We start from the raw sequence: 15,453 nt of genomic DNA on the forward strand, positions 1-15,453 counted from the left end.
TCGTGTTGCAAATTCCGTTCAGGGGCCACGGTCCGCTCCAACGGAGCGCTTACCCTTATGTTGAAACTTGACGGCGATAATGAAAGTGGCATAGTAAGCTTTCGTGCCCCATGTTCTTGCTGGCCGCCGCGGAGGGATACGAGTGGCTGCCTCATTGGGCAAGAATTCGCTCGTACAGCACCTCTTCAGAGATTGCCATCTCTCGCTCGATGGACTCCGTAAGGTTTCGGTCGTCCACCATGAGGCCGAGCTCGACGTTGTCGTTCTCCGCGCTCCAGGAGAAGTTCGCGCTGCTCACGAGCAGGAAGCGATGATCGACAGCGAGGAACTTGGCGTGATTGCGGATCCGGCTACCCCCGAACTTCTTCGCTTGTAGGACCACGCCCGGCGTGAGGTGGGACGCGACCTCCTTCGCGGTGGGCGAACCGGCACTGCTCGCAGCGACACCGTCGACGTAGACCCGCATCACCACTCCGGGGCGGCGAGCTGCCTGCCCGAGCGCTGCCCACAGGCTGGACGACCGTTGAAAGTTGTACGTGGAGCAGACCACCGAGTTGCGCGCGCCATTGACCAGGTGACGAACCGAACTGGTCAAGGGCCCGCCTTGAGCGACATGCCCGGGCATGGTCCAGATCGGTCGGATGGCCGCCGGAGCCGTGCGTGCGCCTTCAATGGCCCGCATTACCGCCACGCGCGCTGCCGGGTCGACGGAGGCGAGTAACGGTCGGAAGGTCAGTCGTCGGCTCGGGCCGATCGCCCGAAGCGCGGCGGTCAACGTGTTGCCGTCCTCCAGGCGGTCGGCGATCTGCTTGGCTTCGGTGCCGGTGAGCAGTTCAGCCAGGGTCCTGGCGGCGGCTCCGCTAGTCGATGTGTCCGAAGAACCCAAGACTGCTCCCCGGCAGGTCAACCAGAAGTCGGCGGTCCAAGAATCGGTTCGCCCGCTCGCAGGACGTCTCCGAGGCCATTACGCAGCAGTGGCATGCCGCGCCGTGGAGGAAGTCCTCGGGGTTCTCCGGTTGCCGCATGGCGCAGATCGGGTCCGACGAGCAGCGAGTGGCCCGTAGCAACGCGGTCGACACCACGCCCTGGAGACGAGCGGGGTCACTGAGCTGGACCAATCCGCCCAGCGTCCCGTCGCTGTCGGACGCGGTGGTGCAGATCAGCAGGCCGGCTGCGGCAGACCGATTGTCGGATTCCTCCCAGGCGTACAGCCGTTCGCTCAGGCTCGCGGCGGAGTATCCGCAGGTCATCGCGAGCTGCCGGATCAGAACGTGCGCGAACGTGTGGACCAGCCAGTAGCGCGGGGGCTTGAAGCGGTCGAGGTGGGAAACCTGAGCGGCGGTCTCGGAGAAGCGCCGGCTGAAGTTGCGTTCGTGCGCGTCGACGTGTGCCCTCCAGAGCGATGAAGTGTGGACGCGCCGTTCCCACGTTGCGACGGCGCCTTCGTCGAGTTGAAGGAAGATCCCTTCCCCGCGGTCCTCGGTGGCGACAGTCCACTTGGGATATTTCGCCCGGGCCAGCGGCGCGAGGCGTGCCGGTAGATCACCGGCGCGGTCCATATCGTCGATGCGAGTGAACCCGACGAGAGCGTTCACCTTGCGCAGCTTCTCGACCGCGAGGACTCGGGTCACCTCGGGACGCAGCTGAGGGCTGCGCTCTCGGGCGGACAGCGTCAAGCCGCTGATCTCGTCCTCATGGCGTGCGTTGAGCGGTTCTACCTGCAAGTACCGCCATTCAGGAACCAGCAGGTCGACCGGGTCCCACGATTCCAGCCACTTCCTTTGTTCCTCGACGGACTCGGCGGGCTTTCGCGCGGTATCGACGATGGAGCGAAGCTGCTCGTCCGACAGGTCGCCGACTTCGACCTTGCCGACCTGCAGCAGCACACGGAGCGTTTTCAGGTCGTGGTGGTACTCGTCGAGCGCGTCCCCAAGCGTGGCCCGAATCTTTGTGACGAGAACGTCGGCCTGTTCCGCTTCCGACTCCGGCATGACGATGATCGACTGCGTCGACGGGAACCAGAGGTTGGACGCCCCAACGAGCATCAGGCGCGTCTCGTTCTTGCAGCCGCCTTCGGCGAACGCATCCAGGTGCGGGAGCCGGCCCCGGCACCGGGGCAGCTTGTCCTGCCCACCCTCGCCCTGAGCCTCGTTCATCGGACGCCGTACTTCGCACACCGCGCACTCGATGATCGCCGATGCGCCTTTGCCTGCGGTGCGGTCGACCATCCGCAGCGGCGGCTGGTCGGACTGCGCGCAGGGCTGCCCACGGTGCACCCAAATGTCGTACGGAAACTCGTCCAGATGTCCGTCAACGCAGGCCAGGAGGTACCGGGCGGGCACGGCCGCATGCTTCATGGGCGCACGCGTCCGGCTGCCTTTCCGGCCGGTGCATCGGTGCTCGAAGCGCGCCAGGTCAGTGCGGTACGGGTGGGTGTTGTCGTAGCTGAACTCCGGGAGCTTCCCCAGGTGGTCGCAGCCGGTGCAGCGGAGCCACTGGGGGAAGACCCGCGCTGGGACACCGAGGTTGTTGCCCTCAGAGGAAAGGTTGAACTTCTTGGGCTGTCGGGGATGGGGCCGGAGCTGTACGTCCCGGGAGCGCAAGATCTTCGCGACGATCTCTCGGAGGCGCGGCGCACGGATCTCCGGCGGATTGCCGTCGGTCCGAGCCCAGACCCGGTCCCAGTCGTCGAACCCGGTCGGCATGATTGTGAATTGCGGCAGGTCGATGATCGCGCCGGGCCCATAGGTGTAGAGCAGCGAAGACGGCCGGGCGGACCCGACCTTGGCCCGGTTGAACTTGGTCTTCTTGCCCTCCTGCTTGTCCGCATCGGCAAGCGGATCGACCGCGGAATCGGCGTCGTACAGAAGGTCGCTCACTGCTTGTCCTCCGGCAGTTCCCACCGCGGGGCGGTGCGGGGCGCGATGTAGAAGAGGTTCTCCGGGATCGGGCTGACCAGCAGATTGATCTCCGGCTGCACCTCGCGCATCGAGTTGGCGACGATGAACGGCGGCTCGTCCTTACCTGAGAAACCGGTCAAGCCGATCTCTGCGCTCTTGATCAGCGCGCCTTCCTTGGTCTCGTCGACGACCCGTTCGTAGACCAGCGTCCGGCGAAGGTTATAGACGTACTGACGGCGCTTGTCCCACTGGTCCAGACGGTTACGCAGACGGTCGGCCGCAAGTTTCGCCTCGTCTTCGCCGGAGGCTCGCAGCACCCGAGCGATGAGCTGGTCAAGCAGGGTATCCATCGCGGCACGGCGAGTTTCCAACCGGCCAGCGTTGCGCTCCGGCGACAGGCCGCTCGTGGTGTCCGCTGCGTCCAGGACTCGCGCCGCGCTGACCAGCACGCCGTCCAGGCCACGTTCGATCGAGGTCGTGGAGAACGGCGTCACCGACAGTGCCTCGACGCGCGCGTAGAACGTCTCGTGGTAATGGCGGAACTGCTCGAAATGCGCGAGATCGCGCGGACGTGCCCAGTTGCCGAGCGAGATCACCAGACCGGGTCGGTCCGCGTCACGGCCGACCCGGGACGACGCCTGGATGTACTCCGCGGTGTTCTTCGGCTGACCGACGACCAGCATCAGGCCCAGCCGGGTCACGTCTACGCCGACTTGAAGCATCGACGTGGCCAGCACCGCGTCGAATGGCGCCTTCTCCCTGCTGGGAACGGGCTTCTTCGCCGCCCGGAGCGCCTGGAGCTCAGCCTTACCTCGGCTGGAGTCGAAGCGCGAGTCGAAGCCCACACTCATGTGGTCGAGGGTCGCGGTGATGTCTGCGCTGGAGACGCGCGAGGTCAGCTCGGCGACGTTCAATGCCCCGAAATCGGTGCCCGTGCGGCGGGGCAACAACGACCAGGGCCGACGCTTGGCGAGCGCGGTTTGGATGTCGTCCCCGAGGTAGCGGGCCATCCCGGCGAGTTCGCGAGTGGCGCTGAAGTAGCCGACGAGTGAGAGATACGGGTCGGCGACCTCGCCGCTGCGGTCGAGCAACAGCTGCGCTGCGGCCATCACGACCTCGGCGATCCGGATTTCGGCCGTGGTAAGGCGGACGCCGGTCGTGGAGACCCCGAGATACAGCCGGCCGGGCTTCTCGTCCGAGACCGGTGCCTCGCGGGAGAAGAACGTGTCCTCCGTGTCCAGCACCTGCGGGGGAAAGATTGTCACGTCGCGGCCGTAGAGCGCGTGCACCTGGTCGGTCGCGTTCCGGGCGGTCGCGGTGGAGGCGACCAGCAGCGGCCGTACCGGGCTCCCATCAGCGGTCCGCCAGGCCGTGAGCACATCGACGGCTACCTCGAAGAGGCCCACGGTGGTTCCGAGCGCTCCGGTGATCAGGTGCAACTCGTCCTGGATTATCAGGTCGGGCGGGCGCAACCGCGAGGCCGGGCGAACGGAGGCTGCTGGCGTGCCGTCCTTCGCCGTCGGGTGCTTACTCCCGTCCTTGATCTCGCAGTGTTGGTAGTCCGGATGCACGTACCCGTGCCTGTCGCAGTAGCGGCCCACGTAGCCGAACAGCGAAGCCGCCTCACCCTCCCGCGCCAGCCGGGCGAATTTATCGACGGTGGCGATGAGGAACGCCGGCGCGAGCCGATAGATCTCCTCGTCCACAGTGAGGACCGGAAGACCCTCGTCCACCTCGCCGCCCGGCGAGAACGGACATTTGATGTCCTCGCCCCCGCAACGCACATGGATGCGGCGCGTACCGTCCACGCCGGTCACGTGCTCGCGGCCGATGGGTGTCCCGCACCACGGGCAACGTTGGATCTGCAGCACGGTCAGCCGGTAGCCGCTGGACCCAAGCTGCTTGGCCGCCTCGTCGTAGCGCTTCGGGCTGACGTCCGTCCCGACCCACAAACCGATCCGGAACGGCTCGCTACCCCATACCGCGGGATCTCGCCGGCGCTCCAGCTCCGCCGCGCACACCAGAGCAGTCGCCCGCTGGAATTGCTGCGCAGTGAGCAGCCGCAACGTGTAACGCATCAGGACTGCGACGCCGGAATTCCCGTTGAGCGGACCGTCCGGCGTCTCGATTACACCCTGGCGGCGGCGGATCGCGAACGTGTATGCGGCGAGCCCCAGATACGCTTCGGTCTTCCCACCGCCGGTGGGGAAGAACAACAGCTGCGCCGCGGCAAGATCACTGGAGCGCTTATCCGCAGCCGGATCGGACAGCAGCGGCAGCTGCATCAGGATGAACGCCAATTGGAAGGTGCGCCACGAGTGCGCGCGGGGACCGACCGCGAGCACGGCAGACCGAGCGTTCTCCAACGATTCGGCCAGGTTGGTCGCGCGGCGTTGCGCAACCTGCGACTGGATGCGTTGGTCGGCCATCACCCGGTTCATGAACCGGAAGCACCGCAGCGCCTCCTCGTCGGCGAGCAGGTGCTCTACGCCGGCCGCCAGCTGATCACGTACCCGGCGCGCGTCGTGGACGGCGTCCATGCCTTCGTCGGACAGGTGAGCGGGGAGGCCACCTGCCGCTGCCTCTTGCTCGTCGAGCCAGGTCGAGTACTGGTCGACGAGAGGCTGAAGACCGGAGCGAAGTACGTCGGGGGACGCCTCGGCCAGCGCCAGCATGTCGAGTTCGGCGTCGCGGATCTCGGTCGCAGAGGTCTGCGGGGTCTCGTGCGTCGGCAGCCACGTCGTCCAGACTGCGGAGGCCGTGCGGGCTCCGACGGCGACCTTCCAGTCAACCGAACATGTCCGGCCAACCGCGTACTCAAGCCGGTTCCGATACTGCAGGCCGAGCCGTCGCAGCTCGTCGTCCGGCTCGTACCGTTCGTCCGACAGCGGGTCAGTGACCGGTAGGAAGACTTCGCGACCGCCGGCCTCGACCGCCAGCTTCGTCTGGTACAGCCAGGCGTTTACCGGGATCTTGCGCGGGGTGACTCGGTCGTTGCACAACGCGATCTCGACCAGTCGGCAACCCCGCTCCGGGGTGTCGTGGACGTCGACCCGGAGCAAGACCTTGTCCTTCAACGGATAGGCCTTTGTGGCACCTCGCGTCAGGTCCGCGATCACGATGGGGCACGGGATCGAGATCGGTGTCCGCTGGTACCGGCGAAGTGTACGGCCCTCGTCCTTGGACCGTTCGGACACCGCCTCATAGACGCCCCAGGACGCGGTAACGGTGAACGTATCCAGGTCCAGCGGCACCTGGAACCGCAACCCCATTGAGGCGGGCACCATCAGCCCGCGACGCTGCGGCTCGTCCTCCACCGAGTCCTCGTCGCTGCCGGCGCCGTCTTCGTCCACGGCTGTGACCGGGACGCCACGGCTCTCGGCGGCGTCCACGGCGTCGCCCACGTCTGTGGCGGGTTCGTCGGCTGCGGTGTCGCTAGGGTCGTCTTTACCCGGGAGCAAGCGCACCGGGGCGATCCGGCCGACCAGGTACGCCACGTCGGGAGCACCGTCGATGAGCTCCTCCGGGCCGTTCGCCGGCCCGAGCAGCTCGCGTTCGAGGATGTCGGCGAGGTTGGCGCGAGCGGTACGGGAGGTGCCGTCCGGCTCGTGCGCGAGCCGGTACTCGCGATGCTTGCCGTCACGCGTCGGCGCGGTCATTCGTCGCCTTCCAGGTCTTCGTTGCCGTCTTCGGCGGGCGGGGCCTCGCCTTGGAGGGCCGCGCGGCGGTGGTTCTCCTCCAGGAGTCGATCGAGGATCTCGACGCGTGCGGCCGGGCTGACCGTCCAGCGCTGCATCTGCCGGTAGGTGTGGAAGCCGTGGTCCAGTGGGACGTCGGCCCAGCCGTAGGCTTCCATGACGGCTTCGTCGAGGCGGACGTGGATCTCGCGCACCCGAGCGACGTCGGAGTCGGCGTGGCTCTCGATGTCGGGGTCGTTGACGAGGTTGTAAAGCTTGGTGAGCCCCAGGTCGCGACGGAGCATAATTTCGCGGCGTTCAGCGTCGAGGATCTCGCCGATCTCTTCCAGCTCTGCCGTTGGTTCCGGCCGCGGAAACGTCTCGAAGACGTCGGACGGCGTGTATCGGACCCGAGTTTCCAAGGTTGATCCGTAGGTGATAGCCCACATTTGGTGCAGGCTCGAAGACAGGGCTGCCTGATCGCCGGAGGACTCAGTAGCGAAGATGACCACCTGATCGCTGACTACAGAGTTCCGTGGGACACGGGCGGGCATAACAGTTTTGCTGACCCGGGCGATGACGAGAATGGTATCAAGACCTGCGATTGCAGATCGCATCGCTGGTTGCCGCTCGGCGAATTGCCACCACCGTTCCCGACGTGGCTTCCGCTTGTTCGTCCGTCGCTCCGGTAGCACGTCGGATTTCAGCCTTTGGTATGGCAACGCATAGCGCTCCGCGATGCTCTCGGGCCGATCATTAAAGTCAATAACCCATCGCGAGGCCGAATTGTCGGGACGCGAGTTCAGATCCTCGCCGTTGAGGTAAGGGAAAAGCACTTCGGAGTTGCAGGGGTCGGCCTTGATCCACTCGGCCGCTTCCTCGGGTTCGATCACGAACCCCATGCCGAGCACGTAGCAGCCGATGAATGCGATCCTCGAGTTCTCCGCCAGCCGAAGTGGTGCGCCTTCAACACGGCCGGCCGGTTCCAGCAGGGTTGAGATTTTCTCGACGGCGATGTCGTCGGAGATCCGTGGAACGTTGTCCGCGACGGAGCCGGAGGTTCCCCAGACTGCCGCATACTCCAGGTTCGCGCTGGCGGCAGGCCACGACCTGCTCTGGACGGCTCGGGTGATGGTGAACCCACTCGCCACCATCTGGTCCAGGCCCACCTCGCGAGTGTCTCCCTGGGCCACTGTGTTCGTCGCGATCAGGCCCAGGTTGCCGTTCTGCGTGAGCAGCCTCATCGCTCGGAGGAAGAAGTATCCGACAAGATCTGCACTGCCCTTTTTCCCACTTGCGAGCACGTTGACAAGCCAGTCGCGGACGTTGGTTCCCATCGACCCGGTAAGCTTCTGGCCACCGAGGAATGGTGGGTTGCCGATGATGGCGTCGAAGCCGCCGTGATCTATCACGTCGGGCACCCGGACGATCCAGTGCAGCGGCTCCCACCGCTGGTAGTCCGTCGGCGCCGTCGGTTCCAGGCCAGCCTTGAGGATTCCGTCGAGCTGTCGCCGGTCAGGCTGTGCTGTGCCGCCGACTGGGTACGCGCTCTCGAGCGCGATGCGGAGATTCTCGTAGGCGACCATCAGCGACTTACCCGGCTTTCCGCCGACGCGGAGGCCCGCTGCGACCACGGAATCCCCCAACTCCGTCAAGCTTTCGGTCAGCCTGCGGTAGTCGTTCCACTGTCGCCGCTTGGTCGCCGCGGAGCGCTGTGGGTCGCCATCGTTGACCTCGGATGCTAGCTGCCCACGCAAAGCTCGGGCGCGCGCCAAGACTCCGTCCACATCAGGCCGGAACATACTCAGCTGAGGATTCTCCTGCGATGGGTTGATGTGCTGAGTCTTGAGCTGCTCGGCGCTGGTAAGGCCGATCAGCGAATTGCCGCGCAAAACCTTGTCGTCGACGAACGAGAACGGCAGCTTCGGGTCGAGCGACACCAACCAGAGCGAGAGCTTGCACATCTCGACGGCCATGCCGTTGATGTCCGCCCCGTACAGACAGCGAGCGATCACCGTCCGGATCGCACGGGTCTGTACCTCGTGGGGTGTGCCCGTGGCGATGCCTGCGTGCTGCCAAGCCTCAACCAACCGCGCGGCCAGGTAGCGAGCAGCGGCAACCAGGAAAGCCCCGGATCCGCAGGCGATGTCGGCGACCTTCAGGTCCAGGATCCGGTAGTCCGGAACCAGTTCCCACGCATTGCGATCGGCGGTCTGGTGCGGCCCCGGCTCGTAGACCAGCGGCTCCAATGCGTACCTCACGACCTCCTCGGCCAGCGGTCGCGGCGTGTAGTGCGCACCGGCCGAGGCCCGGGACGGCGTCTCGACCACCAGCACACCGCCGGGCTGCACCACCAGCGGGCGATTGCGCAGGTCGCGGCGGATCACACCGACGAAGGGCCGCAAGCGGTCGCGCAGCCCCTCGTCGGTCGTGATCGCCCGCAGCGCACGCTCGGCGTCCTCGACGTCCGCCGCGTGGGCCTTCATCAAGGCGGCCTTGGTCGGCGGTGAGGCCGCCGGTTGGTTGGTCTTGATCCACCGGAGCAGCGCGTCGGCGAAAGCCGTGGTCTCCGCCAGCTCTTCTAGCGTGGCCAGCGAGATCTCGGGCTCGGCGCCGGCCGTCCCGATCAGGCCGACGGTCACCTCGTCGACGACGTCGGAGGTGTAGCCGAGCAGGCCCTCGTAGATGTAGCCAATCTGCTCGACATCGATGTCCCGGAAGGAGATTCGGCGCGCGGGTTGGCCCTTGAGCTGGGCGACCTGGACGGCCCGGAGCACTTCGAGCATGACCCGGTCGGTGACCGCGATCGCCAGCGTGCCGCGCTCGTTGGTCGCGGTGAGCTCAGGAAAACGCGTCGGGTCGAAGAGCGACCCGCCGTAGGAGGGCAGCCGGATGTCCTCGAAGTTGGCCCCTCGGTACAGGGCCTGCGAAGTGGCGAGCAGTCGGTGCCAGGTCAGGTGGGTGCCGTCGAGTGTTTCGGTGCCCTCCTCGCGCTCGCGCGCGTCTAGCGCGTCCAACTCGTCGCTGACGCCGTAGCCCATCGCGAAGAGCTGACCTTGCGGCAGAAGTCCGCGCTCTTCGGCGAAGAGGAGGAAGACCACGCGCATCATCACGGTGACCGCAGCCTCGTAGACCTGACGCCGGTCCTCCGGCAGCGGGTCGGCCTGGCCGAGTCGCTGTGACTCCAGCGCCGCCTCGGACAGCGCTTGCACCAGCAGCTCGACCGCGCGACGGACCTGAGTGCCGAGGGCCTCTGTGATTTCCTCGTCGGCGGCGACCGACGCGGCGAACGACTCGGTGAGCCGCTCCTCGGGCTTTCCACCGACGAGGAAGCGCGGGGCGAGCATCGCGACGAACGCGTCGCGGGTCTGTGGCTCCTCGACCCAGGTGTGCGCGTCGACGACGCCCGAGGCGGTCATCGTCTGCGGGCGGGCGCTAACGATCGCCCACCAGCGGCCGTCGGTGACGACCCCGATCGGGACGCCGGACGCGCGGAGCAGCTCGTCAATGCGGTCGATCGGGCTGGTAGCCCAGCCGTCACCCAGCGGATCGCGGAGCGCGTCCACCGGGTCGACGACTAGCGTCAGTGCACCGGTGAAGCCGTCGCGGACGAGCGACCCGGTCGGGCGGACCGTGACTCGGTGATCGGGAGAGCGCACCTGAAGCGTCGTGCTGCCTGCCTGGTAGGCGTCGCCCCAGCCGAGCACCCGGCGCAGCACGATGTCGATCCAGCCATCCCGTGCCTCCCGGTAGAGGTCAGCAGCCGTGGGATCGTCGCGGTGCTTGTCCCAATGCTCCCAGGCCTTCTCGAAGGCCGGTTTGGCGTCCTTAAGAACGTCTCGCGCCGGACGGCCGATTGCCGGCATGCCCTGCGGCCAGACGCGCTTGAGCGCGGGAACGGCGAGGAACGGCCCGTCGGTGTCGACGAGCTCCAGCCAGGCGCGGTGCAGGTCGCGAGGCGCAGTGGAGCGGCGGCGGTTCATGCGTGGACCTTCCCGGATGCGGCGTCCTCCGGGGTCAGTGCGAACACGACTGCGGCGGCCGATACGTGTGGCTTGATGTCGCGGTAGCGCTCCTCAATGGCGACGATTTCGCGATGTTCCTCGTCGTCCAGGCTGTCGAGGCGTTCCTCCATCGCGCGCAGATCGCGGCGCCGCTGGCGCTGCTGGTCGTCGGTGAAGAGGAACTCCTCCTCGGCGCGGATTTCGGCCGCAAGTCGGTTGCGGGATTCCTCAAGGTTGGTGCGGAACGCGGCGAAGATCTCGTGCGCCCGCGACACGTCGGAGTCGCGGCGGGCCGTCAACGCCTTGGTCACGTCGGCCTGGTGCAACTCCGCCCGGTTGTGCATCGCGGTCAGTAGCCGCGTTCGCAGCGGTGATTTATCGGCGTTCCAGAGGTCGGCTAGCTGCATTCGCACTGAGGCGTCCGCCAAGCTGAGGTTTTCGGTGTCGAGCGTCTCGTCCAAGACCTTTTCGACCTTCGCCTCGGCCATCGCCTGGCCGCGGATCCGGATGCCGGTGAGGAAGACTTCCTCGTGCAGCCGGACGCCGCCCCGGCCGACCAGGACCAGACGGGAGACCGCCGCGACGCAGGACTGCGGCAGATCGTTCACCACGACGGCGGTGACTCGGCTGACCGGGGAATCGACGTTGAACAGGGCGCTGCGAAGGATGCGGGAGGATCGCTGCATCAGCGCGTGGCCGAGGTGGACGTGGACCAGGTCGTGCCGCTTCTCCGCGGCCTTGTCGTCGAAGGTGATGTTCCGCTGTTCGTCGGGGCGCAACCGGGTACTCAGTCCACGTAGAGCTGGCTGCCAGGCGCCGCCGAGCGGCGGAACGGTGAAGACCGGCGCGTCGGTGTCCTCGTCGCCAGCGGGAACCAACGGAGGCTGCGCGGTCAACGTCAGCGCGGTGTCCACCACCCGGCGGGCATTCGCCGAGGTGAGGTGCATCTTCGCCTTCTGCGCGTCGTAGGTCCGGGAGAGGTCGGTCAGCCTTCGGTTGAGCTCGATGCCCCCGGCCAGGGCCCGGCTGATGACCGCGTTTCCCGCGTCGCCGGCCGAGGGCCTCGCCCGGCGACGGGACGGCCGCGGATCGAAGTGATCCTGGATCTCGGCGTCGATGATCGGGTTGGCCGCACCGAGGTCAGCCACGACGGTGACGACCTTACGGGCGATGTGTTCGAGCAAGAACCGTAGGTCGCGGGTGTAGGGGGTGCCCTGCGTGTCCGGGGTGAGGTGGTAGATCTCCGGCGTCTGCTCCTGTCCGTACCGGTCGATCCGGCCGATCCGCTGCTCGAGCCGGGACGGGTTGAACGGGATGTCGAAGTTCACCAGCCGGTGGCACCTGTCCTGCAGATCGATGCCCTCCCCAGCCGAGTCGGTCGCGAGCAGTACACGGACCGGGCTCGCGGGCTCGGAGAACTGGGCCCGGATGAGCTCGCGTTCCTCGGTCGGCGTCGAACCCTGGATCGTGGCGAGCACGTCGCGGTAGCCGCGTTGACGCAGCACCCCAGCCATCCAGTCGAGCGTGGCCGCGTACTCGGTGAAGACGACCACCCGCTCGTCCTGGAATGCACCGGCCGGCCGGCATACCGCGTCCAGGAAGCCGAGCAGCGCTTCGAGCCGGGCGTCCGGCCTGTGCTCGTACCGGTGTCCCCAGTCGATGAGCCGAGTGATCTCGGCGTCGGTCGCCGCGGCGATGACCGTCGCGGCCCTGTTCTGGCGCAACGCGACGAACTCGGGGTGGTCGGCTTCACCTTCCTCCTCGTCGGACGCTCCACTACCGAGAGTCTCCTGGTAGTAGGCGTCCTCGTCGTCGATCTCCAGGCGGCTGCCCCCGCCGGACGCCTCGAGCATCTCCAGGGTGCGAGCGAACGACCACGGGCTGGACAGGAACCGCTTCTTCAGCAGCATGGCGACGATGCCGCCAGCCTGTCCGCGGCTACTGCCCTTGGCGCTCTCGGCGAGGATGCGGTCGAGGAGCGCGAACTCTTCCTCTTCCGTCGCGCCGGGCGTGAAGACGATCGGTTTGAGCTCGCGGCGGCGGAAGTTCAGCTCCGGAAGATCAGTCTTGAGCCGGCGGACCGTGACGTCCCGCAAGGCCCGCTCGTCGAGACTCGCCCCACGGCTGAAGCGCCGGCCGTCGATCATCTCCATCAGCGCCGTGAACGACTCGCTGTAACCGTTGTGCGGTGTCGCGCTAAGGAACAGCCGGTGCTCGCAGCGCTCGGCGAGCTCCCGGGCGGCGATCGTGCGGTTGCTGTCGACGGCGTAGACGCGCCCACCGGGTCCCGCGGTCGGGTTGGACGGCGCGATGTGGTGTGCCTCGTCGACGACGAGGAGATCGAAGCTGTAACGCCGTGCGGTGTTCGTGTCCGCCACGTCCGCGTAGACGTCGCGGAGCAGACGCTGAGCGCGCAGCGTGGGAAGCCACGCCATGCTGACGATGACCCGGGGATAGAGCCGGAACGGGTTCGCGTTCAGCCCGTGGGTTCGCCGCACCTGCGCCATCAGCTCGCTGTTGACGATGACGAAGTCCAGACCGAACTTGTCCCGCATCTCGTCCTGCCACTTCAGCGCGAGGCTGGGCGGGCACACCACGATCACAGAGCGGGCGCGGTGGCGCAGGAGCAACTCTTGGACAACTAGCCCGGCCTCGATCGTCTTTCCGAGCCCGACGTCGTCGGCGAGCAATAGGTTGGTGCGAGACGACTGCAGCGCCCGACGGAGCGGTTCCAACTGGTAGGCGTGGACATCCGCGCCGCTTCGGAACGGCGCCTGGTAGGAGTTGGCGTCCGCAGACGTCACCGCCCCCCATCGCACGGCGTCGACGAACGCCGCGAGCGTGTTCGGGTCGTCAAAGGCCTCCGGCGTGACGCTCTCGGGCAGCCCCTGGTCGGGGGCAACCGTGTGGCCGACCTCCAGCTCCCAGACCACCGCCAACTCGTGACCGAGCCGGTCCTCCTCCAGGGACTGGAGCACGACGACATGGGTGAGCCCGGCCGTACCCTCGTCGGCCGGGCTGCGCGGTAGGCCCTGCGCACGAATTTCGGCGACGGCCCAGGTAGAACCCCGGACATTCACCACTTGGCCCGGATCGGGCAGCGGTGGGTGCGCGGCCGCCCCCGTGGCCTCGACGTTCATGATCGTCACGTTAGACGCCCCTCCTCGCGACTGACGATCACTGTGCACGTACCTTGCGAAAATCGCAAGTCGGCCAGTAGGCTAACCCCGTGCCGACCATCCCCGAACGTGTACTCAGCCTGATCGACGAGTCAGGGCTGAGCCGCCGCGATTTTGGCAAACAGGTCGGTCTCGACGAGTCGAAGATGTCCAAGTCGCTGTCTGGGGCCCGGAGGTTCTCCTCAGTCGACTTGGCCCGCATCGCGGAGTTCTCCCGAGTAACGGTCGATTGGCTGATCACCGGAGAGGAGACACCTCTCACGGTCGCTGCGCGGACGACTACGGGGGAGGCAGGAGAAGCGCTCGCTGCTGCTCGCAGCCTGCTCACCCTGCGGTCCGACGTCGCCTCGCTTGGATACCTCCAGGGCTGGTCGCCGATCGCCATGCCCGCGGAATCGTTGCGCTACGCGGTTTACGGTCGCGACGCAGCAGCCAATGCGCTAGCGCGTCTCGACGAGCGCGGCTTCCGAATCCTCGACGAGGACCTCGCTGCCGTGATCGAGGGCTCGTTCGGCGTGGACGTCACCGTCGTCGAAGCGGGCCAAGGATGCGACGGCCTCGCGGCTTCCTCTGATGAGGCGAAGCTAATCGTGCTGGCAACGTCGCAGATTCCGTCCCGGCAGCGGTTCACGGCCGCGCATGAGCTCGGCCATCTGCTTGCCGGCGACGACCAGGGCGTCCATCTCGACAAGGACGTGTACTCCCCATTGCAGGCGAAAGACCCGAGCGAGGCGCGAGCCAATGCGTTCGCCGCAGCGTTCCTGATGCCAGAGGCCATCCTGTCCGACGCAGTCGGGCCGGGATTCGACGAGGCGGCCTTCGCGGCCCTCGCGTGCCATCTGCTCGTGACGCCGACGGCATTGGCGATCCGGCTACGGGACCTGCGAATGATCGACTCTGGACTGTGCGACCGGCTCCGGTCCCTCAGCGCCGGAAGAGCCGCAGGCTTGGCCGGGAAGACCGAGGAGCTCGCGAGGCGGGTAGCCGAAGCGCTTCGGCCGCGCGCTCCCGGACTACTGCTTCGAGACACCTACGCCGCGTATGTCGAGGGCAGGGCTACCCTCCGTCCATATGCGACACTTCTTGGCGCCGACGTGGAATCTCTGCGGCTAGCCCTGGAGTCGGAGTCCGAAGGTCCCGATGCCACATGACCAGCTTCCTGTTCCCCGACAACACGGTGCTGTGCAATTTCGCGGCGGCCCGCAGCCTCGAGTTGCTGAAGTCCGTCCTCGATGAGCGCGGTCGGTGGACGGAAGCAGTGGCGTATGAGGCGACGCAGTCGGCCCGCGTTCTTCCCGAGCTCGCGGTTCTCGAGGAGAGCGGCTGGCTGGGAAAACCGATCGAGGTCAACGACGAGAAAGAGATCCAGGCCATCGACCGGATCCGACGGGCGGTCTTCGGCGGGTCGGACGTCAAGCCGCTCCAGCACCTCGGCGAGGCGCAGACGTGTTACCTGCTCCAGCACCGGCCTGAGTTCGCCGATTCGTGGTGGATCTCCGACGATCGTGAGGCGATCCGGTACGCCAGGTACCAGGGCATCACGACGAGGGAAACCGTGGACCTGGTCGCGGAGGCCGTCGTGGGAGGCCTGTTAACTGCCAAGCAGGGCATCAGCCTTTGCCGGCGGATGGCCGAAGCGGGTCGTGCACTGAGGCTTCCCGTATCAGAGGCTGACCTGTATCGCTGAATCAGC

General features: G+C 66.8%; 7 protein-coding genes. 2 read left to right on the top strand and 5 right to left on the bottom strand.

The window, feature by feature from the left end; genetic code table 11:
* Positions 1 to 151: 151 nt before the first annotated feature.
* From drmC to drmD, 5 genes are read right to left on the bottom strand one after another with little or no spacing between them, the layout of a single operon-like run.
* Positions 152 to 886, bottom strand: a complete 735-nt coding sequence (drmC, locus tag ACIBZJ_RS39085) for a DISARM system phospholipase D-like protein DrmC (protein WP_395938679.1) — start codon at positions 884 to 886, stop codon at positions 152 to 154.
* Positions 861 to 2,879, bottom strand: coding sequence for a DrmB family protein (gene drmB, locus ACIBZJ_RS39090; RefSeq protein WP_395938680.1), 2,019 nt, complete (start codon positions 2,877 to 2,879; stop codon positions 861 to 863). Before drmB ends, drmC begins: the two co-directional genes overlap by 26 nt.
* A complete protein-coding gene (gene drmA, locus ACIBZJ_RS39095; protein WP_395938681.1) occupies positions 2,876 to 6,559 on the bottom strand; it encodes a DISARM system helicase DrmA in 3,684 nt (1,227 codons plus the stop codon). The genes drmB and drmA overlap by 4 nt, the downstream gene beginning before the upstream one ends.
* Positions 6,556 to 10,560: an Eco57I restriction-modification methylase domain-containing protein gene (locus ACIBZJ_RS39100; protein ID WP_395938682.1), complete on the bottom strand. Its 4,005-nt coding sequence runs from the start codon at positions 10,558 to 10,560 to the stop codon at positions 6,556 to 6,558. Before ACIBZJ_RS39100 ends, drmA begins: the two co-directional genes overlap by 4 nt.
* Entirely contained in the window at positions 10,557 to 13,721 is a 3,165-nt protein-coding gene (gene drmD / locus ACIBZJ_RS39105; RefSeq protein ID WP_395938720.1) for a DISARM system SNF2-like helicase DrmD, read from the bottom strand. The genes ACIBZJ_RS39100 and drmD overlap by 4 nt, the downstream gene beginning before the upstream one ends.
* Before the next feature lie 89 nt (positions 13,722 to 13,810).
* Here drmD and ACIBZJ_RS39110 point away from each other — a divergent pair, with 89 nt between their 5' ends.
* Both ACIBZJ_RS39110 and ACIBZJ_RS39115 read left to right on the top strand, forming a co-directional pair.
* On the top strand, positions 13,811 to 14,911 hold the full coding sequence (locus ACIBZJ_RS39110) for an ImmA/IrrE family metallo-endopeptidase (RefSeq protein ID WP_395938683.1): 1,101 nt from the start codon (positions 13,811 to 13,813) through the stop codon (positions 14,909 to 14,911).
* Positions 14,908 to 15,447: a hypothetical protein gene (locus tag ACIBZJ_RS39115; RefSeq protein WP_395938684.1), complete on the top strand. Its 540-nt coding sequence runs from the start codon at positions 14,908 to 14,910 to the stop codon at positions 15,445 to 15,447. Before ACIBZJ_RS39110 ends, ACIBZJ_RS39115 begins: the two co-directional genes overlap by 4 nt.
* The last annotated feature ends 6 nt before the right edge of the window (positions 15,448 to 15,453 follow it).

Source organism: Cryptosporangium sp. NPDC051539 (assembly GCF_044454545.1).
Lineage (GTDB): Bacteria > Actinomycetota > Actinomycetes > Mycobacteriales > Cryptosporangiaceae > Cryptosporangium.